The 22,259-nt window shown below is 65.7% G+C and carries 16 protein-coding genes and 2 pseudogenes; 8 read left to right on the top strand and 10 right to left on the bottom strand.

The genetic code is table 11. The features are described from left to right. Positions 1 to 5: 5 nt before the first annotated feature. Positions 6 to 716, top strand: a complete 711-nt coding sequence (locus tag AC5P8D_RS03990) for an ABC transporter ATP-binding protein (RefSeq protein ID WP_049409663.1) — start codon at positions 6 to 8, stop codon at positions 714 to 716. Here the strand turns inward: AC5P8D_RS03990 and AC5P8D_RS03985 are convergent. The 3 genes from AC5P8D_RS03985 to AC5P8D_RS03975 form a co-directional block, all read right to left on the bottom strand. After that, positions 713 to 2,485, bottom strand: a complete 1,773-nt coding sequence (locus tag AC5P8D_RS03985; RefSeq protein WP_414614294.1) for an asparagine synthase-related protein — start codon at positions 2,483 to 2,485, stop codon at positions 713 to 715. The genes AC5P8D_RS03990 and AC5P8D_RS03985 overlap by 4 nt on opposite strands. Before the next feature lie 81 nt (positions 2,486 to 2,566). Then, positions 2,567 to 3,268, bottom strand: coding sequence for a lasso peptide biosynthesis B2 protein (locus AC5P8D_RS03980; protein WP_126561210.1), 702 nt, complete (start codon positions 3,266 to 3,268; stop codon positions 2,567 to 2,569). Between the two features lie 84 nt (positions 3,269 to 3,352). Then, a complete protein-coding gene (locus AC5P8D_RS03975) occupies positions 3,353 to 3,505 on the bottom strand; it encodes a hypothetical protein (RefSeq protein WP_231298868.1) in 153 nt (50 codons plus the stop codon). A 192-nt stretch (positions 3,506 to 3,697) separates the two neighbouring features. Here AC5P8D_RS03975 and AC5P8D_RS03970 point away from each other — a divergent pair, with 192 nt between their 5' ends. Further along, positions 3,698 to 4,624, top strand: coding sequence for a hypothetical protein (locus AC5P8D_RS03970; RefSeq protein ID WP_049455192.1), 927 nt, complete (start codon positions 3,698 to 3,700; stop codon positions 4,622 to 4,624). 68 nt (positions 4,625 to 4,692) lie between these two features. Here the strand turns inward: AC5P8D_RS03970 and AC5P8D_RS03965 are convergent, their stop codons facing one another. Together AC5P8D_RS03965 and AC5P8D_RS03960 are read right to left on the bottom strand one after the other, a co-directional pair. Next, the gene (locus AC5P8D_RS03965; RefSeq protein WP_019336533.1) at positions 4,693 to 5,436 is read right to left on the bottom strand and encodes a FadR/GntR family transcriptional regulator; all 744 of its coding nucleotides are present in this window, start codon (positions 5,434 to 5,436) and stop codon (positions 4,693 to 4,695) included. A 102-nt stretch (positions 5,437 to 5,538) separates the two neighbouring features. Beyond that, the gene (locus AC5P8D_RS03960; RefSeq protein WP_126561208.1) at positions 5,539 to 8,430 is read right to left on the bottom strand and encodes a TonB-dependent receptor; all 2,892 of its coding nucleotides are present in this window, start codon (positions 8,428 to 8,430) and stop codon (positions 5,539 to 5,541) included. Positions 8,431 to 8,671: 241 nt separating this feature from the next. Between AC5P8D_RS03960 and AC5P8D_RS03955 the strand changes: the two genes are divergently transcribed. From AC5P8D_RS03955 to AC5P8D_RS03930, 6 genes are read left to right on the top strand one after another with little or no spacing between them, the layout of a single operon-like run. Beyond that, a complete protein-coding gene (locus tag AC5P8D_RS03955; RefSeq protein ID WP_329764436.1) occupies positions 8,672 to 10,111 on the top strand; it encodes a polysaccharide lyase 6 family protein in 1,440 nt (479 codons plus the stop codon). Then, positions 10,108 to 12,336 carry an oligoalginate lyase gene (locus AC5P8D_RS03950; RefSeq protein ID WP_053443076.1) on the top strand — a complete coding sequence of 743 codons (2,229 nt, stop codon included), beginning with the start codon at positions 10,108 to 10,110 and terminating at the stop codon, positions 12,334 to 12,336. The genes AC5P8D_RS03955 and AC5P8D_RS03950 overlap by 4 nt, the downstream gene beginning before the upstream one ends. Further along, positions 12,333 to 13,637, top strand: a complete 1,305-nt coding sequence (locus tag AC5P8D_RS03945) for an MFS transporter (RefSeq protein WP_495203094.1) — start codon at positions 12,333 to 12,335, stop codon at positions 13,635 to 13,637. Before AC5P8D_RS03950 ends, AC5P8D_RS03945 begins: the two co-directional genes overlap by 4 nt. Positions 13,638 to 13,697: 60 nt before the next feature. Further along, positions 13,698 to 14,450 carry an SDR family NAD(P)-dependent oxidoreductase gene (locus tag AC5P8D_RS03940; protein ID WP_053443078.1) on the top strand — a complete coding sequence of 251 codons (753 nt, stop codon included), beginning with the start codon at positions 13,698 to 13,700 and terminating at the stop codon, positions 14,448 to 14,450. 14 nt (positions 14,451 to 14,464) lie between these two features. Then, positions 14,465 to 15,652 (top strand): GDSL-type esterase/lipase family protein, encoded by a 1,188-nt coding sequence (locus tag AC5P8D_RS03935; RefSeq protein ID WP_197576447.1) that lies wholly within the window; start codon positions 14,465 to 14,467, stop codon positions 15,650 to 15,652. A 10-nt stretch (positions 15,653 to 15,662) separates the two neighbouring features. After that, positions 15,663 to 16,682 (top strand): sugar kinase, encoded by a 1,020-nt coding sequence (locus AC5P8D_RS03930; protein ID WP_019336526.1) that lies wholly within the window; start codon positions 15,663 to 15,665, stop codon positions 16,680 to 16,682. Positions 16,683 to 16,699: 17 nt separating this feature from the next. On the opposite strand, the gene AC5P8D_RS03925 is transcribed toward AC5P8D_RS03930, so the two are convergent. The 5 genes and pseudogenes from AC5P8D_RS03925 to AC5P8D_RS03905 all read right to left on the bottom strand — a co-directional run. Beyond that, positions 16,700 to 17,698: a retropepsin-like aspartic protease gene (locus tag AC5P8D_RS03925; RefSeq protein ID WP_235650527.1), complete on the bottom strand. Its 999-nt coding sequence runs from the start codon at positions 17,696 to 17,698 to the stop codon at positions 16,700 to 16,702. A 21-nt stretch (positions 17,699 to 17,719) separates the two neighbouring features. Further along, positions 17,720 to 19,171 carry a S41 family peptidase gene (locus AC5P8D_RS03920; protein ID WP_495203093.1) on the bottom strand — a complete coding sequence of 484 codons (1,452 nt, stop codon included), beginning with the start codon at positions 19,169 to 19,171 and terminating at the stop codon, positions 17,720 to 17,722. Positions 19,172 to 19,258: 87 nt separating this feature from the next. Continuing rightward, the gene (locus tag AC5P8D_RS03915) at positions 19,259 to 20,833 is read right to left on the bottom strand and encodes a S15 peptidase family protein (protein ID WP_049409642.1); all 1,575 of its coding nucleotides are present in this window, start codon (positions 20,831 to 20,833) and stop codon (positions 19,259 to 19,261) included. Positions 20,834 to 20,987: 154 nt separating this feature from the next. Next, a pseudogene (locus tag AC5P8D_RS03910) lies at positions 20,988 to 21,227 on the bottom strand (YadA-like family protein); the annotation flags it as partial. 294 nt (positions 21,228 to 21,521) lie between these two features. Further along, positions 21,522 to 22,181 (bottom strand): annotated as a pseudogene (locus AC5P8D_RS03905) (YadA family autotransporter adhesin); the annotation flags it as partial. Positions 22,182 to 22,259: the final 78 nt, after the last annotated feature.

Genomic DNA, 22,259 nt, shown 5'->3' with positions numbered 1-22,259 from the left:
CACACATGCTGACTGCAACGCATCTGGTCAAGGAACACGGCACGCATCGGGCGCTGGATGATGTGAGCTTCACGGTGCGCCCCGGCGAGATCTTCTGCCTGCTGGGTGCCAACGGGGCCGGCAAATCGACCACGATCAAGCTGTTCCTGGGCTTCCTCGAACCCACCTCCGGATCCGCCGAGGTTGATGGGCTCAGTGCCTGGCAGCAGCCACACGAGGTACGCCGGCGCCTGTTGTACATCCCGGAGAACGTGGCGCTGTATGACGAACTGACCGGCTATGAAAACCTGGATTACTTCGCGCGCCTGGCTGCGGTGGAGCAGCGCTCGTCCGCACGGCTGAAGGACGCGCTCAGGTCCGCTGGCCTGGCACCCGAGGCATTCGGGCGGCGCGTCGGGCTTTACTCCAAGGGCATGCGCCAGAAGGTGGGCATCGCGCTGGCCATCATCAAGGAAGCCAGGGCGCTGCTCCTCGATGAGCCGACGTCCGGCCTGGACCCGACCGCCTCGGCCGAGTTCCACGAGCTGATCGTGCGCCAGCGCGATCGCGGCACGGCGATCCTGATGGCCACCCACGATCTGTTCCGTGCCCGCGAAGTGGCGACCACCATCGGACTGATGGAGGCCGGCAGGCTGCGCAGGACGCTGGATGCCAGCACGATCACCGCCAATGATCTTGAGAACCTCTACCTTGAGGAAATGAGCCGGAGCGCCTAGGCCGCGCCGGCCGCAGGCACGCCTGGCCGGCCCATCCAACGCCTGAGCCACGCTTCGATGTTGACCTGCGGGCCGAAGATACCCAGCACCTGGGATGAGTGATCGGGGCTGACCCTGCGGATGCCCGCGTCGGCCGATGCGCTGTCGATGTAGCCCCGCCGGGCCAGCAGGCCATCCACCAGCAGGCCCCTGATGAACTGCTGATGCCGCTGGGTGACGGCCACCGAGTGATCGTCCAGGTAGGACTTCACCTTGCGCGAGAGCAGCGCCTGCGGCAGCAGGCCCTGCAGTGCACGACGCGCGATCGTCCTGTCTTCCGCGCCGGCCATCAGCAGGTGCAGCGGCAGGCGGGCGAACAGTTCCACCACAGGCTGTGCGCTGATGGGGGATACGCCGTGCCAGCGTCCTGCACCCTCGAAGGGATCGAGCACGCTGGTCGGGAAGATCATCCGGCCAATGTGCGCCAGCTTGTGCGGAGAGAGCCTGTACCCCTGTGCGCGTGCATGCCGCAGCCAGGCCGGCGGCAGGCCATCCTGTTCGGACGCATCCACCTTCACCCATTCGCACGGGTTGCCCCAGCGGCCGTTGATGCTGCCTGGCTTCTTGAACACGCCATGGACGAAGGCATCCTTGAATACCCCGTACAGCGAATCGCCCGACTGCGCAGTTTCGAACGCGACACGGAAGAAGTCGCGGTCGATCCCACGCCGCCACGCATAATCGATGGCAGCGGCATTGCCCTTGAAGCGGAGGAAGACCGCATCGCCGCCGACACCGGTGAACTGCACCGTGTCCGCGTCAACATCCACGTCGCGCCGATGCAGCAGGTAACCCGAGCAATGCGCAGGACGCGCGGTTCGCGGGAAGTCCATGATCTCTTCCAGCGAGCAGTGCGGCTGCCGTTGGTACTCGACGAACTCGCAGCTCCTTCCGGAGGATTCACGGGCACCGGCAACGGCCATGCGCGCGAACATGCGCTCATCGGCACCAATGCCGGCATCGTAGTGATGGACGCATTTCACCTCCGGTGCGGAGGGTGCATGCAGCAGGCCGGCGAGGACGATGGAGGAGTCCAGCCCGCCGGACAACTGAAGCTGGATGCATCGATGCTGGCTCGCCAGCGCACCAATGCAGCCCAGCAGCGTTGCACGTGCCAGCTGCACGGCTTCCTCCAGATCTTCGATGGGCGCTTCACTGGCCTGCCGCACCACATCCCACTGGTAGTGCCGGCCGATCGGCCGGCCATCACGGATCGTCACTGCCTCGCCCGCCTCGAGCGCGCTGACCTCCTCGAAGCCTGTCTGCAGGCCGTCACGGAACGGGAACAGCAGCGAGTAGGACAGGAACGACCAGTCGACGTTGAAGTCACCCACTCCCAGCAGCAGGCAGTCTTCCATGCTCGAAAAGACCACCGTCAACTGATCGACCGTGGTCATGTAGCACGGAATCTCCGCCGTCGGATCGCGCAGCACGAACCAGCTGGCGGTATCCGGCTGGTAGCCCACGGCAACGTAGCGCCCCCAGTACTGCTCCACCAGGCTCCTGCCCTGCGTACTGCAGGCGCTGTCTGCGGATGCAGCATCGGGAAATGCCTGTGCGGGAACGGTATCGGCGGCGAACACCTTGTGGAACAGCTTGCCGAGTATCACCAGCGGGCCGGACCGGCTGTACTCGAAGTAGCCGGGGTTGTCGGTCTGGGCATAGATGGCGCCGCCGCTGCCCTTCATCACGCAGGCGATTCCGGGGCGGTCTGCCTCGATCCGTTCCATGGCCTGCAAAGCCTGCGCACGAGCGGATTCGGAATGTTCGTTCCAGAACAGAGCGATGTATCGGTACATGCCTCAGGCCGGTTACAGCACCAGGATGGGCGTCATCCGGCGCAGGTTGAAGGGGATGTCGGTCAGAACCTGGTCGCCGTGCTGCAACCAGCAATGCGCTGCGAACGGCTGGGTCCGCACCGCGAACACCCACGCCGGAACGATGCCGTACCGCGACAGGAACTCACGCATGGCCAGGCAGTAGAGGAAGCACTCATCGGTCTTCCTGAAGGCGATCGGTCGCAACCAATCGAACACCCGGACCAGGAGGGCCAGCTGCTGCAGATCCACCTCGCCCGGCGTAGCTTCCTGACCGCGCCTGCGGGCTGCCGACACCGTGTAGCTGAAAGGCAGGAACGTCCTGCTGCAGGCCGCGCGCGTGACCGAGGCCAGGAACCGGCGCACATCGCGGGCCGTGATCGGCGGACATCCTCGGGACTCGCCCTCGCGCACCCAGTGCCGGGGCAACGCGATTTCGGCGCTTGCTGCGGATTTGCCACGCAGCGGATCCTGGGTGATCAGGCGCCGATCAAGCAGCGACTGCAGCATCCTCGGCCTCGGCGCTCCATCGGAGGCCAGGGGCCAGTCCTGCACCAGCCCGCCAAGCGCCGCCGCTCCGCGCCGATCGATGGCGAGATAGCTGCCGGAGGCCTGATCAAGAATGACCATTGCGTCACCGGTCACACAGACATGTGCGTGCTTCGAAAGGAAGTAGGTGGTTTCAGGCTGGTCCATCGCGAGCGTGATCTCATGCTGCTGCAGGCATCAGAGCGGTGCATGCGGGGGGCATGCACCGCAGGTCATGCAGGGTGCGATGGATCAGGGCGAGGTGGTCGGGAAGACGCCATCCCACAACGTGCCGTGGTTGTGCGCCTTCGTTTCGGAAACCACCGAGCCCAGCTCGATCAGTTGACCCTGGTCTTCGTGATTCTGCTCTCCAGCCACTACGCCCAGCTCAATCAGTTCGTTCATGAACATCTCCTCTAGTCAGTGGATGCACCCACGCGATGCCGTGGATGCACAGCGGCCAAGCCAGCCTCGCCCTGCGTGTTTCAGGACGATTGCCGCCAAGGCACGTAAATGTTACGATATAACATATTATTTTGGTGTGACGACCGACCGTGATCGGACGCCGCTGCAGCGACTCCCAAGAGAGCGAGATGGATGCCCACCGAGATCAATGACGATGGCCTTGATTCCACCCTTCTGCTGAAGGGCCTGTTTCCACTGCCGAAGTTCATCCGCTTCGTCAGGGAGCGTTGCCCACCAGGAAGCTTTGATGAAGCGATGCTGGTGGAGCAGTGGCGGGAAGCCCGCGCCCTGGTGCGTCGCCTTCATCACGATGAAGCAGACCACGCCGATGCCATGGACGTCCTCGACCTGCCCGAAGAGATGCGGCCACTGGCCGAGCAGGCGCTTCGCCAACCCTCGATGCACCGCATGACGAGCATGGTCCCACGCAGTTGGAAGATGGTGGAGATCGACCGGCTGGTGGTTTTCCAGGAGTGCATCAACCTGCGCCACATCGATCAGCTTGCAGCGGCCACGGCCGCGTCACCCGATGCAAGCGAGATCATGGAGCTGGTGGCGCGACGTGGACGCCACGCACATCCGGATGTGCGCTTTACCCAGTCCGATGGCATCTACACGTTCGCATCTGCGTCCAACGACCTGCGCTTCCTCGACGTGGCGACGATCGACCCTCGCACCATCGCCGGTTACGAGCCGTTCGGCGCAGCCAGCCACGCCCTTGTCGTCTATCTCGGTTTCAGCGACAACCTGATCAGCGCCACACGCATTGGCCGCCGGATCATCCTGACCAACGGCTCGCACCGGCTGTACCTGCTGCGCAGGCTCGGCTTCCGCCATGCCCCCTGCCTGGTGACCGATGCGTCCGACAGCGATCTGTCCGACGTGTTGCTGCCCGCCGCGGTGAAGCAGGATCGGCCGTTCTATCTGGGCGCTTCGCGACCGCCGATGTTCAAGGACTACCTGGATCCACGCCTGACCTGCACCGTGCCGGTCACCCGCAAGCACTATGCGCTCAGGGCCAAGCTGGATCTGCAGCGGATCACGGTTCCAGCGGTGTAGAAAGGCCGTGGGCATCAAGCCCGACGGCGGTAGCCAGCCACATCAGGTCGTCGCCCGCAGAACGCCTTTCAGATACGCGTCGTCGCCATGAACCGTTCACGATCCTGCTGCGTGCGCCGGCGGATCTCCTCCAGCGCCTGGCTTTCGGTCGCCTGCAGCATGGCTTCGAACAGGCGCTGGAAGTGATGGCGCATCGCATTGCGTGCGGCCACCGGATCACGCGCACGCAGGGCTTCGAAGATGGCCATGTGCTCGTCGGCACGGCTGGCGCCATCATCGTGGCAGACCCGGGCATAGACCTCGCTCACCCGCGGCAGTTCGCTGCGCATGCGCCAGATCTGCTGCACGAAAAATTCCACCACCGGATTGCCGGAAAGCCGTGCGATGGCCAGGTGGAAACGGCGGTCGTACTCGCCGGCTTCGGCGTCGCTCAGGTCGCGACGGCACAGCGCTTCGGCCAACGCCTGCAATTCGGCAATGCCGGCATCATCCAGATTGCTGGCAGCCAGCGCGGCAGCCTCGGCTTCGAATACCGCGCGGGCAGCGGTGAGGTCGAAGGCGCTGACATCCGGCAGCCCGCCGGACGCCTGCGTCGGGCGCGGCTTCACATGCACGCCCGAACCGATGCGGATGGCGATCCAGCCCTGTGCTTCCAGTGCGATCTCGGCTTCGCGGATGGTGACCCGGCTGACACCGAACCGTTCGGCCAGTTCACGCTCGCCCGGCAGCCGCGAGCCCGGCGGAAATTCGCCGTCCTCTATCAGCTTGCGGAGCTTGGCAGCGATGGTCTGGTAAAGGCGGTTGGCGGACATGCGGCTGACCCTTGGCGATTCCCTCCGGGTCCCTGCCCTGCCACCGCGGCCGGCAAGGGTCCGGTTGGAGTGACGGCGCGACCACTGGCCGCGCCGCCCTGTTCAGAACTTGTATCGTACACCGAAATACGCACGCCGCCCGTAGGTCACCACTTCGCGGAAGTTCCCATAAAGCGGCTGGTAGGCCACGCGCGGCTCGTTGGTCAGGTTCATCAGCTCCAGCGACAGCGACAACTGCTTGTTCACCCGGTAGCGCAGGCGCAGGTCCACGCTGGTGTTGTCATCATAGTAGCGGTTCTGCTGCGCGGTGTTGCCGGTGAAGTCCTGGTAGTAGTGCGAGCGGAACTTGCCGATGGCCTGGATGTTGAAGCGCCCGACGTCCCAGTAGATCGAGCCGGACAGGACGTGCCGCGAGAAGCCGCTGAGACCCGCCGGCGGCACGATCGCCGGAATGATCGTGCCATCACTGGCCAGCTGCTCGCCCAGTCGTGAGTCCTGGGTCCGGTAGTCGGCATCGGCGTAGTTGTAGCTGACCTTGAAGCCCAGCCCGTCGAACGGCTTGGGCAGGTACGACAGTCGATGGGTGGCGGTCAGCTCGAAGCCGGTCAGCGTGCTGTCCTCGTCGGTGGTTACCTGCTGCCGCACCGGCACAGTCACGCTCTGGCCGTCGATGGTGTAGGTCTCCGGCACCAGCGCGGTGGCGGTGCCGCCGTTGAACTGCTTCCAGTACACCGCGCCGGCCAGCATCGTGTCCGGGTTCGGGTACCACTCCAGTGACAGGTCGCCGTTCCAGGACATCAGCGGCTGTGCCGCCGGGTTGCCACTGGCGCTGATGTCATCCAGCGCATCGGCCAGGTTGCCGTAGGTGGCATCACTGCTCACGTTGATGGTGCGCCCCGCACCCAGCGCGGCGATGTCCGGCCGTGACATCGCGCGGTATGCACCGACCCGCAGCAACACATCCGGGCGCAGTTCGAAGGCCGCGTTGAGGCTGGGCAGCAGCTTGTCGTTGCCCGCCTTGAACACCTGCGTGCTGTACTCACCGGTGGGTTGCAGGCGGATCGTCCCGTCACCGTTGTCCTCGATACGCAGGCCGGTACGCACGCCTTCGGAGCGAACATCGGTCTTGACCCAGCGCAGGCCGAGGTTGCCGGTCACCGGCAAACCGAACAGGCTGCTGCTGAACTCACCCAGCAGATAGAGCGCGCGTGTCTTCTCGGTGATATCGACATTGTTCGGATCCTGGAAACCCGGATCCAGCCCGCTGTCGAGGCTGCCACGGAACGACTGGTACAGGCAGTTCGGATCGAAGTACGCCCACGAGGAGATCGTGTTGCCGCTGGCGGCATCCATGAAGTCATCCTGGGGGAATGGTGCACGGCAGGCCTGGTTGGCAGCGATGATCTTCGCCTTGTCGGCCGCCACGCGCTGGTCGTAGTCGGTTACCAGAGTGTTGTCGCGCAGGCGGTAGTCGGCCTGGCTGGCGCGCACGCCGCCCTTGATGCGGGTGAAGAAACCGGACTCGGGCATGAAACTGGCATCGAAGCGGCCGGCCTTGATCTTGTGGTCATTCTCCGTTGCGCTTGAGGTCACCCGCGCCGCCCCGGTGTAGGCGTCCCAGTTGGTGGGGTCGAAGTTCGGCGCCAGCGCGACACTGGGCACTTCGCCGTGCCAGTCCCAGTCATAGTCCACGTAGCCGGTGGCACCACTGCTGATGCCGGGCACGGCGGCATTGTTGACGTCGCGCTGGTTCGCGCGCAGGCGGGTCATGCGCTCGCTATCGAGGCGATTGGTATGCGAGTACGAAAGATCGGTGGACAGCTCCCAGGCCGGGGTCGGTCGCAGGATCAGGTTCAGGCCACCCCCGGTGTATTCCTCGCCACGCCAGTAGCGGTTGGAGGTGGAGTCGATCGAGGTGCTGCCATGCAGGTGGCGCACGATGCCGTCTGCGTCCACGTCGCGCTGGGTGATGCCGCGACGTGCGTTGGACAGGCTCAGATCGCTGCGGTTCTCGTACCAGTTGCGCTCGGTGTGTTCGAAGTCGAGATTCACTTCAACCACGTCATTGGGCCGCCACTGCAGGGCAGCGAACTCGCTCTGGCGGTCGTTGCGCTCCTGCTTGAGCCGGTAGATGCGGCTGCTGGGCACCAGGTAGTACGGTGCGCCGTTGGCGATGGCCTGCGCGGACACTTCATTGCAGTTGGCATTGCCCACGTTCTGCGTGCCATCGCAGGCATACCAGGTGGAACCGCTGGTGATGCTCTCTTCCGGATCGGTGCCGTCCAGGCGCTGGAAACCCAGCGAAATGCCCAGCTTCTGCCCGTTGCCGAACTCGAACTGGTCGATGTAGCTGGCGGTGCCGCGGTAGCCGATGCCGTCGTCGTCGCGGTACTTCTTGTCATACTCGGCCCAGCTGCCACGCAGATCGATCTGCGCCGCCCGCTTGCCGTACTCCAGTGGGCGCACTGTTTCCAGGCCGATGGTGCCGGCCACGCCGCCTTCGATGATATCGGCGCGCTGGGTCTTGTAGATGGCGACCGTATTGATCAGCTCGGCGGGGAACATGTTGAAGTTCACCGAGCGGTCGCCACTGCCGTTGGTGATCTCGCGGCCATTGAAGTTGGTGCTGCTGAGGAAGGCGCCCAGGCCACGGATGGAGATTTCCGAGGCCCCGGTCTTGTCGCGGGTCGAGGCGGCGCCGGTCAGGGTCTCGATCGCGTCGGCCAGCGAGGGCGCCGGCAGGTCGCCGATGTCATCGGCCGAGAGCACGTCGGCAATGACGGTGTCGTCGCGCTTCTTGTTGATCGAACTCTGCATCGATTCGCGGATGCCGGTGACCTGCACCTGGTCCAGCGTGGTGGGATCCTGCCCTGCTGCCTCCTTGCTGGATTGCGCCTGGGCCGTGGGCAGGCCCGCCAGCACGGCGAGCAGCGCCACGATCAGGGGTGTGGGGGACAACGAGATGCTGTGCACTGCTCCGGCGGGTCGCCGCATGGTTTCCTCCTCCCAAAGGATCGCCTGCATGCCAGGCGTGGGACGCAGCTTCGGCACGGCGACATGAAAATGTCAACCAATTGGTATGTGAATGTTCAAATGCCTTTGATCCATACCAGTTGATCGCAATTTAATGTGCTTCTGCAGCATGACTTTGCGCGAAAGCTGGCTTACAACAGACCCGAAAGTGGTATGCAGACCCACCCTGAAACGACGGCCGGGCCGTCCCTGGAAGGATTTCATGCGCATTCACTCGCTGGCACGTCACCCGTCCAACTATCCATCACTGTTTTGCCTGGCCACTGGTCTGGTCATGTGCCTGACCACTTCAGCGGCAAGTGCTACCAGCTGGCTCGTCCACGATGTCGCTGAGTTCACTGCCGCCGCCTCGGCGCTGCAGCCCGGCGATGAGATCGTGTTGGCTGACGGCATCTGGACCGACGCCCGGTTGCTGCTGAAGGGCCAGGGCACGGCAGCCGCGCCGATCACGCTGCGCGCGCAGACCGCCGGCAAGGTCGTCTTCAGCGGGCGCTCGGACCTGCGCCTGGCAGGGAGCTACCTGCAGGTGTCCAACCTGGTGTTCCGCAACGGCTACGCACCGGGTGATGCGGTGGTGGCATTCCGCGAATCGAGCAAGGCCGTCGCCAGCAACAGCCGCGTCACCGGCCTGGTGATCGACGACTACACCAACCCCGATGCCAGCGACCAGGACTACTGGGTTTCCTTCTATGGCAGCCACAACCGCCTCGATCACAGCCAGCTGCGCGGCAAGACCAATGCCGGGCCGACCGTGGTGGTGGTGCGCGATGCCACCCAGGGCCTGGACAACCAGCACCGCATCGACCACAACTGGTTCGGCCCACGCCCAGCGCTGGGCGTCAACGGCGGTGAAACGATTCGCGTCGGCACCAGTGACACCTCACTGAGCAATTCCAACAGCACGGTGGAGAACAACTGGTTCGAAGGCTGCGACGGCGAGACCGAAATCGTCTCCAACAAGTCTGGCGGCAATACCTACCGCGGCAACGTGTTCTATCGTTCGGCCGGAGCACTGACCCTGCGCCACGGCAATGGCAACCGGGTGATCGACAATGTCTTCCTCGGCGATGACAAGGCCGGCACCGGCGGCGTACGCATCATCAACGCCGACCAGACCGTCAGCAACAACTACTTTGAACGGCTGGCCGGGTCCAGCAACCGTTCGGCACTGGCGGTGATGGATGCGCAGGCCAATCCGCCGCTGTCCGGCTATGCGCCGGTGGTGAATGCCACGATCAGCCGCAACACCTTCGTGGACGTGGCGAAGATCAGTTTCGGCGTCGGCCATGATGAGGCGAAGGGCATCGTGGTGGCCGCCAGCAACAGCCGCTTCACCGGCAACCTGATCGTCAACCGCACCAGCAGGAACCCGCCCAATGCCGCCAGTTCGCTGGCCGGTATCGACTTCAGTGGCAACGTGCAGTCGCCGGCAGCCAGCACTGTGTTCCCGGGAGGCGTAGAGAGCCGTGGTGTCAGCCTGCAGCAGGCTGATAGCGGATTGTGGGTTGCCACGCCTGCCCTGCCCGCCGTGGGTGCCGATCCTGCCCTGGCAATGACCGCGCGCGAGGCGACCGGCGTTGCCTGGTATCCCAAGGTGGGCGAAGTTGCCCTGCCACGCACCCGCAATGGAGTTGATCGATGAGGTTGCAGCCGCTGTTCATTTCCCTGGCTTTGGCCGCCCCCTTCGCCCTGCTGCCGAGCGCATCGCTGTTCGCAGCCCCCACTGCTGCCGTGCGACAGGCCGAGGCCGCGCCGGTGCTGGTCACCGCCGCGCAGTGGCAGCAGATGGCCAGCGAAGGCCGCCGCTACCCGTGGTTTTCCAAGGAACAGGCGCGCACCGAGGCGACGCTGAAGAAGATGATGAAAGCCGGTATCGACGTGCCGGTACCCAAGGACAAGGGCGGCGGGCGCACCCATGAACAGCACAAGCGCAACTACCAGGCGCTGCTGGCGGCGGGCACGCTGTACCGGCTGACCGGCGACAGGGCCTACGTGGACTATGCGCGCGACATGCTGCTGCAGTATGCCCAGCTCTACCCGACGCTGGGCCCGCACCCGGAAGGCCGTGGGCAGATCCCCGGGCGCGTGTTCTGGCAGGTGCTCAACGATTCGGTATGGCTGGTCAACGCCATCCAGGGCTACGACGCGATCCGCGACGCGCTGTCCGCCAACGACCGCAACACCATCGAATCGAAGGTGTTCCGGCCAATGGCCGAGTTCCTCGTCAGCGAGCCGAAGAACTACGACCAGATCCACAACCACGCCACCTGGGCGGTGGCCGCCACCGGCATGACCGGCTACGTGCTGCGCGACCCTGAGCTGGTGGAGAAATCCCTGCGCGGCAGTCGGAAGGACGATCAATTCGGCTTTCTTCGGCAGATCGACCTGCTGTTCTCGCCCGATGGTTACTACGAGGAAGGCCCCTACTACCAGCGCTATGCACTGGCGCCGTTCCTGCTGTTCGCCAATGCCATAGAACGCAACGAACCTCAGCGGAAGATCTTCGCGCGCCGTGACGGCGTGCTGTTGAAGGCCGTGGATGTGCTGGTGCAGTCCAGCTACAACGGCTTGTTCTTCCCGATCAACGACGCCATCCTGGACAAAGGCATCGACACCGAAGAGCTGGTGGCCGGCATCGGCATCGCCTATGCGCGTACCGGTGATGACCGCATGCTGTCCGTGGCCCAGCAGCAGAAGCGCCTGCTGCTTTCGCCCGAAGGGCTGGAGGTGGCGCAGGCGCTGGCGGCGAACAAGGCCAAGCCTTTCGACTACAGGCCGATGCTGCTGCGCGACGGCCCTGACGGCGACCGCGGCGGCTTGGCCATTCTGCGCATGAACGGCGAGCGCGGCCAGGCGCTGGTGCAGAAGGACACCATGCAGGGCATGGGCCACGGCCACTTCGACAAGCTCAACTGGTTGTTCTACGACAACGGCAACCCGGTGGTGACCGACTACGGCGCGGCCCGCTTCCTCAACGTGGAAGCCAAGCGCGGCGGCATCTACCTGGCTGAGAACCGCAGCTGGGCCAAGCAGACCGTGGCTCACAACACCCTGGTGGTGGACGAGCAGAGCCACTTCAAGGGCGACTGGAAACGCGGCGAGGAACACGCGCCGCAGGTGCGCTTCTTCCGGGCCGATGCCGATACCCAGGTCGCCTCGGCAACGATGCGCGATGCGTATCCAGGCGTGATCTTCACCCGCACCCAGGCGCTGCTGCGCCACCCCGACCTGGGTCTGCCAGTGGTGCTGGATCTGTTGCAGGTGCACGGTAACAAGGCCGCGCGCTACGACCTGCCGCTGCACTTCAACGGTCACATCGTCACCACCGGCTTCGAGGCCGAACACTTCCCCGCCCACCGCCCGGTGCTGGGCAAGGACAACGGCTACCAGCACCTGTGGCTGGATGCACGCAGCAAACCCGGCAGCGAACCGCGTTCGCTGGCCTGGCTGCTGGACGGCCGCTTCTACACCTACCGCTTCGGCAGCAGCGCACCCGCGCAGGCGCTGCTGGTGGAAAGCGGTGCCAACGACCCGGAATTCAACCTGCGCCGCGAACCGGCCCTGCTGCAGCGCGTGGAAGGCCAGAAGGACGTGGCCTTCTTCAGCGTGCTGGAGCCGCACGGCGAGTACAACGGCACCGCCGAGTACGTGCACGGCGCCGACAGCCGCATCAAGGACATCGTGCGCACCCGTGGCAGCGATGCCGAGGTGATCGAACTGCGCCTTGCCAGTGGAGCCCGCATCGCGCTGGGCGTGGCCGATGACAGCAGCGCCAAGGGCGAGCACAGCGTGACCGTCGACGGCCATGCCTACGGCTGGAGCGGCAGCCACGCGCGCATGGACCGCAGCAAGGATGACGCGAAATGAACGGCCCTGCGGTGGTGGCCAACCTGCGCAAGGTGCCGGTGCGTTCAACAGTGCGCTGGCTGATCGTGGGCCTGATCGCCGTGGCTACGGTCATCAACTACATCGACCGCAACGCACTGGCGGTGATGTGGCCGGAAATCGCCAGGGAAGTGGGCGCGACCAAGGATGACTACGCGCTGCTGGTGACGGTGTTCATGCTGTTCTATGCCGCCGGCCAGTTCCTGTTCGGGCGCCTGTTCGACATGATCGGAACGCGCCTGGGTTTCGCCCTGTCGATCAGCGTGTGGTCGATCTCCATCGCCCTGCATTCGGTCACCCATTCGATGCTGTCCTTCAGCCTGGTGCGGGCGATGCTCGGCATCAGCGAGGCCGGTGCCTGGCCAGGCGCGGTCAAGGCCAATGCCGAGTGGTTCCCGGCACGCGAGCGCGCACTGGCGCAGGGCGTGTTCAACGCAGGTGCGTCGATCGGCGCGATTGTCTCCGCACCGGCCATCGCCGGCCTGTACCTGTGGCTGGGCTGGCGCGGCACCTTCGTGCTGGTCGGTGCGATCGGCTTCCTGTGGCTGCTGCCATGGCTGTTTGTCTACCGCGCCGGGCCGGACAAGCATCCGTGGGTGAGCGATGCCGAGCGCCGGTTGATCCAGGAAGACCAGGCCGGGCAGCAGGCAGAGGTGGCACCGAAGGCCAGCGTTCGTGAGCTGCTGGCCCACCGGCAGAGCTGGGGCATGCTCGCCTGCCGCTTCCTGCTGGACCCGATCTGGTGGTTGTTCGTGTCCTGGCTGCCGATCTACCTGGCCGAAACCTTCGGCTTCGACATCAAGCAGATCGGCCTGTTCGCCTGGGTGCCGTTCGTTGGCGCGATGCTGGGCAGCCTCAGCGGCGGTTGGCTGTCCGGGCGGATGATCCGCGCCGGGCACAGCGTGGACCGCGCCCGCAAGCTGGCCATCACGCTGGGCTGCGTGATCATGGCCCCTGCCCTGCTGGCTGCCGTGCTGGCCAACCAGCCGCTACTGGCGGTGCTGGCGATCGCCGCCGTGCTGTTCGGCTTCCAGGTGGCCATCGGCAACATCCAGACCCTCCCCGGCGATCTGTTCGACGGCCGCTCGGTGGGCACGCTGGCGGGCTTGGGGGGCCTGGCCGCCGTGGCCGGCACCTTGATCACCACCTGGCTGGTGCCGGTGCTGACCCGCCACTCCTACGCCCCGATCTTCATCCTCGTTGCCGCGCTGGTGCCGCTGTCGCTGGCTGCGCTGTGGGGGTGGACCGGGCCTATCCAGAAGCTCGACCGCCGCGGCGGCTGAGCCTGGGTCACCTTCTTTTCCAAGTACATCCATTCCCCCGCAAACCAAGGAGTTTTCCGCATGTCGTTCCAGGACAAGGTGGCCATTGTCACCGGCGGTGGCCGCGATATCGGCCGCGCCGTTTCGATCAAACTGGCTGCCGCCGGTGCACGCGTCTGCATCAACTACGCCAATGATGAAGCCAGTGCCCAGGAAACGCTGGCGCAGATCCAGGCGGCCGGTGGCCAGGCCATCGTGCATCGCGCCGACGTCACCGATGCCGCTGCCGTTGCCGGCCTGGTCGCTGCAGCACAGACCGCGTTCGGTGAGCGCATCGACCTGCTGGTGAACGTGGCCGGTGGCATGGTGCAGCGTCGCCCGCTGGCCGAGATCGACCCGGCGTTCTTCCACATGGTGATGGACCTCAACATCACCTCCACCTATCTCACCACGCACGCGGTGGTGCCGCACATGCGCGAAGGCGCGGCCATCGTCAATTTCGCCTCGCAGGCCGGTCGTGATGGCGGCGGCCCGGGCGCATCGATCTACGCCACCGCCAAGGCGGCGGTGATGACCTTCACCCGCGCCATGGCCAAGGAGCTGGGGCCGAAGGGTATCCGGGTGAACGCACTGTGCTGCGGCATGATCGCCACCCGCTTCCACGACGAGTTCACCAAGCCGGAAGTGCGCACGGCCGTTGCCGGCGCCACCCCGCTGCGCCGCCAGGGTGCGCCGGACGAAGCCGCTGACGCTGCTGTATTCCTGGCCTCGGATGCGGCGGCGTTCATCACCGGTGCGAATCTGGACGTCAACGGCGGCACCTACTTCTCCTGACTGGAATCCTGCTCATGCAGCGCTGGACGCTCCTGCTTTCATTGACGATCTGTTCCGCCGCGGCCGCGCCTGCCGCTTTGGCTGCACCGGTCTGGGTCACCGCCTGGACCGCCTCGCCGGCACCTGACCGCAAGGATGGCACCGCCGAGGCACCCGTACAGTTCGCCGCACAGACCGTGCGCCAGGACATGCGTATCGGCAGCCGTGGCGATGCGCTGCGGCTGCGCATCAGCAACGAGCTCGGCACGGCACCCTTGCGGGTCGAGGACCTGCGCGTGGGAGTAAAGAACGGCAAGGCCGCACCGCTACCGGTAACGGTGGATGGCCGCGCGGTCATCGAGGTGCCGGTGGGTGCCGTGCTGCTGAGCGATCCGGTGCGGATGCCGGTGGCGGCGCTGCAGGAAATCAGCGTGAGTGCCTATTTCCCGCAGCCCACCCGTCCCGCCGTGCGCCGCACCGAGCTACGGGTAGCGGACGGCAGGCAGGCAACCGTTGCCGACAGCGTGCGGCTGAGCTACCAGCAGAACGTGTTCTCGGCGGTGATGGTGCAGCGCGCAGATCGTCCCCAGGTGATCGTGGCGCTGGGCGATTCCATCACGGAAGGTGCCACAGCCCGTCGCGGGACCTTCAACCAGTGGCCGGAGCGGTTGGCGCAGCGCCTGCAGCAGGCCTGCCCGAACCGGTTCGTGGTGCTCAACCAGGGCATCAGCGGCAACAAGCTGCTTGACCATGGCCGCAGCCACAGCGCACTGTCACGATTGGATCGCGATGTGATCGCGGCGGCCGATGCCGATCAGGTGATCCTGTTCGAAGGCATCAATGACATCCGCCATAGCGGTGGCGCGCAGCCGCTGCCTGGCCGCAATGCGGCGGACATGCTGACGGGCTATCAGCAGGTTGCGGCGCGGCTGCATGCGCATGGCATCCGCGCCTGGCTGGGTACGTTGACCCCATTCGGCGGCTCCGAGCGCTACGAGCCCGTGTCCGCAGCCACCCGCACCACGATCAACCAGTGGGCACGCGGTGGGCAGACCGGGTTCGATGGCATCATCGATTTCGATGCCGCCCTGCGTGATCCGAAAGCGGCGGAATCGTTGCCCAACGACATCACCCGCGACCATCTGCATCCCAACGACGAAGGCTACCGGCGCATGGCCGATGCCATCGATCTGCGCATGCTGGGCTGCGCCACCGCCGACTGAGAGGGAACCGATGAGCCGCGTGGTTTGTTTCGGTGAGTTGCTGCTGCGCCTGGGTGCGCCGGGTCGTGAACTGCTGCTGCAGACGCCGCAGCTGCAGGTCCATGTAGGAGGCGCCGAGGCCAATGTTGCGGTCTCGCTGGCCTGCCTGGGCCACGATGTGCAGATGGTCAGCACGGTACCCGGCAACGCGCTGGGCCGGCATGCCGTGGCCGAGCTGCGGCGGCATGGCGTAGGCGTGGCCGGCGTGCGCGAAGTGGATCGCGACCGCATGGGCCTGTACTTCCTGGCGCCCGGTGCGGTGCACCGCGCCAGTGAAGTGGTGTATGACCGGGCGGGGTCTGCATTCGCAAACAGCAGCGCCGAGGATCATGCGTGGCCCGCTCTACTGTCCGGCGCGCAGCTGCTGCATGTCTCCGGCATCAGCCCGGCGCTGGGCGACAACGTGGCCGGGTCCGTGCTGGGGGCCGTGCGTGCGGCGCGCGCGGCGCGCGTCCAGGTGTCCTTCGACGGCAATTACCGTCCCTCACTGTGGCGACGTTGGGGTGGCGACGCCGGGGCGATCCTGCGCGAAGTCTTCGCCGAGGCCGACATTGTCTTTGCCGATCATCGGGACATCGAACTGGTGCTGGGGCTGCACTTTCCGCAGGACGATGCCGTCGCCCGAACCGAAGCCGCTGCGGCCGCCGCCTTTGCCGCATTCCCGCATCTGCAGTGGTTGGCGTGCACCCAGCGCGATGTGGTGAGCGCAGACCATCACATCCTGGGCGCGCTGCTGCTCGGCCGCGACGGCTCGCGGGCGCAGGCACCACCGCGCCCGCTCCCCGGTATCGTTGATCGCATCGGGGGCGGCGATGCCTTTGCCGCCGGCATCCTGCACGGAATGCTGTCCGGGCTCGACGCAGAAAGCACAGTGCGCTTCGGACTGGCTGCGGGCGCGTTGAAGCACGCCATTCCCGGTGACTTCAGCCCGGTAGCTGAGGCGCAGGTGCTGGCCCTGCTGGGCGATGGAGGTGCGGATGTCCAGCGCTGAATGCCGAACGCGCGTGGTCACCCCGCCGGGGTGGCGACGAAGCGACGGTTGGGACGCAGATAGATGCTGCCGGAACGGGCATCCAGCAGGATATTGAACTGCTGCAGGACTTCGCTGCCAAGCGTCCCGTCGTCCGTGGAGCCATCGTCATCGACGGTGATCGAGGCTTTCGGCCCCTTCAGTTGCAGGGTCGAGATGCTGGCCACGGGCACGCGCACGTCCACCGCGCGGATCTTCCGGCCCGCGCTGCCGCTGAACTGTGATGTTCCAAGTCGTTCCGGAAACGCTTCCTGCAGGCGGTGGGCGCTGCCGAAGGCGTAGGACAGGTCGATGTTGCCGTTGCTGCCGGTGTCCAGGGTAAGCCAGGGTGCGAAAGTGCTGCTGCCGTTGCCGAGCGTGACCTGGATGGCCGGGATATTGTCGATCCAGCGCACGTTGGCCCGGACATACCCGGCAAGGTCGGGAACATCGTCGTGCACGCGCAGCAGGCTGCGGTCGTAGTCGATCTCCAGCACCTTGCCCTGGAAGAAGGTCCAGCCCAGTACCGCATCGAAGGGGCGCCCCGTGTAGTCGATCACCACGGCCCCCATCGGTCGCTGCACGCCGCCGATCTGCACGGCGTTGTGCGTGCTGTAGTCGAGAAGCGTGACGCCATCGGAACCGGTGTTCTCACTCTGGTCGTCAATGACCAGCTTCGCGTCCTGCTGGATGTGCCTGGCAACGGCCATGGCCGACGCGCCTGTATCGACGAGAAAGCGCAGTGGTCGCGAGCCGTTGATCGTACCCTCCACGTAGATCCGGTGATCCTTGCCCAGCTCGAAGGGAACTTCGGTGACCGCAGCACCTGCTGCGAAAGGCACCAGCATGATCAACATCGCGCATTGAAGCGCAGTACGAGGCAGTTCGCACATCCGAGGGCTCCTTCGTTCAGTAGAGCTGCAGCAGCGGTTGCCGGGCTCATTGCGGGTTGGATGCAGCTGCCGGTGAAAAGGTTTAATGTGCCGGAACTGCTTCACCGGTACGCCACCAGGACGGGATCATCGTCCGGAGATCCACGCCTCAAGTGCTGCGGTGTCCCGCATGTCGCCGGTATAGCGATGATCGGGCACGTGCGGTTCGTTCGAACCACGCACCCGCCCCCGGAACACCTTCATCGGCACTGAAATCCTGGCCAGCCCGCTTGGCAGCCGCTCTGGCCGCACGTCCATGTAGAGACTGTCGGCCGATGTCTCGACGCCCACCTGCACCGCGCCCAACCGCTTCCACAGGTCCAGCGCATCCAGGCAGGCCGAACCACAGGCGGCATCAGCCACGATCACCACCCTGCCCTTGCGCAGCGGTGCGGCCGGGCCTGAGGTTGGTGCTGTATCTGCGCTGGCCTCGGACGGCTCGCGCCACAACGCCTCACCCCGGCCGCGTGCCTGTGCCATGCCCGCCGTCACCGACTCCAGCATGCGACGCAGCTCTGGCGACGCGTCGGGCGCCTGCACCAGCTTCTGCAGGAAGCTGCGCAACTGGGCGATGTTGGCCTCGGAGGTCCGCCACTCCACCCAGCTGGGGTCGGGCAGCACGTCCACGGCGGCCCGGCCCCAGATCAATCGCGCCAGTTCGATGCTCCATTGCGAAGCTCCGCCGCTGTTGCCACGCACGTCCAGCACCACCGACGGTGCCTGCTGCAGGGCTTCGGCTTTCGGAGCAAGCTGCTCAAGCAGGGCGGTCAGTTCCTTGAAGTTCTGCTCCGTGGGGTCGGCATTGAAGCTGCTGGTGGTGATCCAGTAGCCGCCATCGGGCATGATGCGCCAGCCGTTGGCCGGGCGGAAGCTGCGCCGGGTGTCGGCCAGACGCTCCTTGCGCTGTGCCGCCTGCAGTGGTTGCCACTGCAGTGCGTAGGATTTCTCGCGTCCATCTACCTGGAAGACGCAGGCGTTCAGCGTGGGCACGAACGGATTGCCCTGCTCCAGCAGCACTTCGCCACCGCCATGGATGCGGCTGGCCTGCAGGTTCCAGCGCCCGCTGAAGTCCCCGATCCGGCGCGCAGCCAGCGTCTGTGCATCGATGCCATCACAGGACAGCAATCGCGCCCCAAGTGGCGGATGGCCATGGCCACCATCCACGGTCATGACCAACTGCGCATCGCCGTCGAAACCGGTCAGGAACCCGGGCCACTGCGCTGGAACATCGGGAGCGTCGGCAAGCGCGTTGAGGCTGACATGCCCATCGTTGAAGAACGCCGCATAGCCTTTCATCGCCCACCAGTAGCCCTGGTAGTTGGTGACCCGACCTGCACGCGAACGTGCAAGCGCCTGGGCCTCGTCGAGCTGCGCGCCGAACCCGGGATTCCGCAGATCCACTGCGCCCGGATGACTGCCACGCAGGGCGGCGTCGGCAGCGTCCAGATCCTTCAACAGCGTGTCCGGCCAATCGATCGGCGCACCTTTCGCGGTGGGTGCCGCGAGCACCGCACCGAGCAGCAGCCATGCAATGACCATGGATTCATCCGTTTGCCGGGACAAACACGAGTCTCGCAGTTTTCCGGCCCGGTGTACCGCGCCCGCCGCAACGGGCGCGGCCGCACATCAATGCAGCGGCACTTTCAGCACCGACGGCGCATTGGCTGGCGAGCTGAAGGTCACCGCCCCACCCAGCTGGCTGATGCCCGCATAGCGCAGGTCCACGGTATCGACCACCAAGGTCAGGCGGCTGCCGGCTGGAAGGTTCCAGCTGCTCGCTTCCAGCCGCAGGTCGAGCGTTTTCGCCTGGCCCGGCGTGGCACCGCGCAAGGTGTACGGCTTGTGGCTGATCAACTGACCATTGCCCAGCACATCCTCGGCGTACAGGTAGGTGTACAGCGTGGTGTTGGCACGGCTGGGCGTGACCGTCAGGCGCACTTCCGGCGCACCGTCCAGGCGTTTGGCGCTCCACTGGATCGGCCCCTGCCAGACACCGGCGGCACTGCGGCCAACAAACGGTACGTAGGCACCCGGCGGCAGGTTGATCATCTGCAGCGCGCCGGAGGCCATCGCCACGCCGGAATTGGCCGCAGTCAGCAAACCGCTGCCGATGCGGTAGTTCCAGCCGGTGCCGCCACCGTTCTCGGCCAGGCCGCCGGTCGGCAGCAGCAAACCAGAGGGTGCGGTCAGGCCGTAGCTGACCGCACCCTTGCTGGTCGCCTGCCAGTCCGGGTAACTGCTCCAGCTGCCCTTCTGTGACTTCAGCTGCACCGCCGGCTGGCGGTCGATGCCGTTGGCCACTGCCTTCAGATAGTGATCGAACCAGTCACCCACCTGGTCATAGACTTCGTTGGGAATGCCCAGTGCACCGAGCGCTTCGTTGAGCGCGTGGTCACCGTGGCGCAGCTGCAGCTGCTTCGGGCCTTTCAGCCGGTTGAAGAAATCAACCAGCTGGCCCGGCGGGAACAGGCTGTCGTTGAAGGCGTTGGCCAGGAACACCGCCGGCTGGTTGGCGTTGATCTCGTCGATGCTGGCCGCGGGACTGCGCTGCGCCGCCACCGGCAACAGCGAATCCACCGCGCCCTGGTAGTTGCCCGCCAGAACATTGCGGTTGATCGTGGCCAGCTCCGCGCCAGGGCGTCCGGTCACCAGGCCGGCCGCAACCAGCAGTGCGATGCCCTGCGCGCTCGGGGTGTCGTTGCTGTACAGCGAGGCCTGCAGATCGGCCCAGCCACTGAGCGCGGCCACGGCCTTGATGCGCGGATCGCGTGCCGCCGCCAGCAGGCTGGTGCCCGCACCGTAGGAGATGCCCGAAACGCCGATCCGGTCCGGGTCAGCGCGGGTGTTGTCCAGCGCCCAGTCGATCAGCGCGCTGACATCCTCCACCGTGGAGGGCCCGGCGATGTCGATGCTGCCGCCGGATTCCCAGAAGCCACGCGAGCTGTAGCTGATCACCACATAGCCGCGCTGTGCCAGCGACTGCGCCACCCCCACGTACTCCACGCTGGGCACCGCCCAGCTGCTGGGCATCACCAGCAGCGGATAGCGCCCGCCGCCCGCATCCTGCGGTTCGATGACGAAGGCCCCGAGAGGCGTTCCATCCCAGCCGGCAATGGTGCGATGGGTGGTCTTGACCGTCGCGGCCCAGGCAGTGGGCGCCAGGCCGGTCAGCAGGATCAACAGCAGCAATACCTTGCGCATCGTCGTCTCTCCCCGTCGGTGGTGGTGCAACGGGTTGGACCGTACCAGTGCGAATGGTGAGTGGCACCTTGCGACGCAGCATGACGTTTGCTGCACGTTCGCAGCGCTTGTTGGCTGAACAGGGGGCGCTGCGCGCCCCCTGCCCTGCATTGCGTTACAGGTCTACGCCGAAGCCCATGCCGGCAGACCTCTCGCCATTGCTGAAGGCACCACCCAGCGAGAAGGAAGCACGCTCGCCGATCCGTTTACCGTATCCGATCGACAGCGCCTGCTCGCCACCCTGGAAGCCGGCACCCACCGCAATGCGACCGCGCGGGCTCTGTGAGCCGGCGGCGTTGATGGCCATGTTCAACATCGCCGAGCTCATCGCGCCCATGCGATCGATCCGCTGGTCCTGATGACGCAGGCGGCGTTCCATCTCCTGCTTCAGCCCGTTGTTGTCCAGCGCGAACTGCGCCAGGCGCTGGTCGGTGTAGGCATTGGCCGTCGTCACCGCCTGTGCGGACTTCGTATCGGTATAGGAGTTGGCCGAGGAGAGCGTGGTTGCGCTACTGGCATCGGTATAGGCCTTTGAGGTCGTCACTGCCGCGGCGCTACTGGCATCGGTATAGGCCTTTGAGGTCGTCACTGCCGCGGCGCTGCTCGCGTCGGTGTAGGCGTTGACGGAGTTGATGGTCGCCGTGGCCCGCGCATCGGCATAGCTGTTGGCCGAAGTCAGCGTATTGGCGTTGGCGGTATTCATCTGATTGAGGTTCACCGCATCGGTGCCCTGCGTGGCGGCGGCCACGTTGGTCAACTGGCGTTCGTTGCCGGCGCTGCCTACCGATACCGAGTTGGCACGGTCGGCGACGGAGCCATTGCCCAGTGCAACGCTGTCGTTTGCAGAAGCGATGGCACCATTGCCCACGGCACTGCTGTTGTTGCCACTGGCTTCGGACAAGCTGCCGAGCGCGGTGCTGTTTTCGCCCGTGGCGTTGCTGCCAGCGCCTGACGCGGTGGAGAACGAGCCCGTTGCGGAGCTGCCCGAGCCACTGGCACTGCTGAAGTCACCACTGGCGGTGGCGCTGTCGCCGATCGCCGCACTGTTGGCGCCGGAGGCGGAAGCACCCACGCCCACGGCTGCGCTCTGGTCGCCGGAGGCGCTGCTGGCTGCGCCGATCGCCGTACTGCCGGTGCCGCTGGCACTGGCGCCGGTTCCGACGGCCGCCGATAGATCACCGCTGGCATCGGCACCACTGCCGCACGCCAGCGAGGCGGCACCACCGGCGCTGGCGCCACCGTTGGACACGCCGCCGAAGCCATCGTCCAGCTGGCAGGTATCACCGGCCCACGCCGGTGCGGTTGCCATGGCCAGTGCCACGGCAAGGATGTGCTTGTGCATCGTCTTCACGGTACCCCCGAGGTCCATCAGGAAGGGTTCCCGGCA

The sequence above is a fragment of the Stenotrophomonas sp. YJH_SMC_101-4 genome (assembly GCF_059370395.1).
The sequence above is the reverse complement of the archived record's forward strand: the minus strand, read 5'-3'. Positions and strand labels throughout refer to the sequence as shown.

Coding starts and splice junctions, on each gene's coding strand:
- AC5P8D_RS03990 (WP_049409663.1), top strand. CDS start 6: ATGCTGACTGCAACGCATCTGGTCAAGGAACACGGCACGCATCGGGCG.
- AC5P8D_RS03985 (WP_414614294.1), bottom strand. CDS start 2,485: ATGGAACGGATCGAGGCAGACCGCCCCGGAATCGCCTGCGTGATGAAG.
- AC5P8D_RS03980 (WP_126561210.1), bottom strand. CDS start 3,268: ATGGACCAGCCTGAAACCACCTACTTCCTTTCGAAGCACGCACATGTC.
- AC5P8D_RS03975 (WP_231298868.1), bottom strand. CDS start 3,505: ATGAACGAACTGATTGAGCTGGGCGTAGTGGCTGGAGAGCAGAATCAC.
- AC5P8D_RS03970 (WP_049455192.1), top strand. CDS start 3,698: ATGCCCACCGAGATCAATGACGATGGCCTTGATTCCACCCTTCTGCTG.
- AC5P8D_RS03965 (WP_019336533.1), bottom strand. CDS start 5,436: ATGTCCGCCAACCGCCTTTACCAGACCATCGCTGCCAAGCTCCGCAAG.
- AC5P8D_RS03960 (WP_126561208.1), bottom strand. CDS start 8,430: ATGCGGCGACCCGCCGGAGCAGTGCACAGCATCTCGTTGTCCCCCACA.
- AC5P8D_RS03955 (WP_329764436.1), top strand. CDS start 8,672: ATGCGCATTCACTCGCTGGCACGTCACCCGTCCAACTATCCATCACTG.
- AC5P8D_RS03950 (WP_053443076.1), top strand. CDS start 10,108: ATGAGGTTGCAGCCGCTGTTCATTTCCCTGGCTTTGGCCGCCCCCTTC.
- AC5P8D_RS03945 (WP_495203094.1), top strand. CDS start 12,333: ATGAACGGCCCTGCGGTGGTGGCCAACCTGCGCAAGGTGCCGGTGCGT.
- AC5P8D_RS03940 (WP_053443078.1), top strand. CDS start 13,698: ATGTCGTTCCAGGACAAGGTGGCCATTGTCACCGGCGGTGGCCGCGAT.
- AC5P8D_RS03935 (WP_197576447.1), top strand. CDS start 14,465: ATGCAGCGCTGGACGCTCCTGCTTTCATTGACGATCTGTTCCGCCGCG.
- AC5P8D_RS03930 (WP_019336526.1), top strand. CDS start 15,663: ATGAGCCGCGTGGTTTGTTTCGGTGAGTTGCTGCTGCGCCTGGGTGCG.
- AC5P8D_RS03920 (WP_495203093.1), bottom strand. CDS start 19,171: ATGGTCATTGCATGGCTGCTGCTCGGTGCGGTGCTCGCGGCACCCACC.
- AC5P8D_RS03915 (WP_049409642.1), bottom strand. CDS start 20,833: ATGCGCAAGGTATTGCTGCTGTTGATCCTGCTGACCGGCCTGGCGCCC.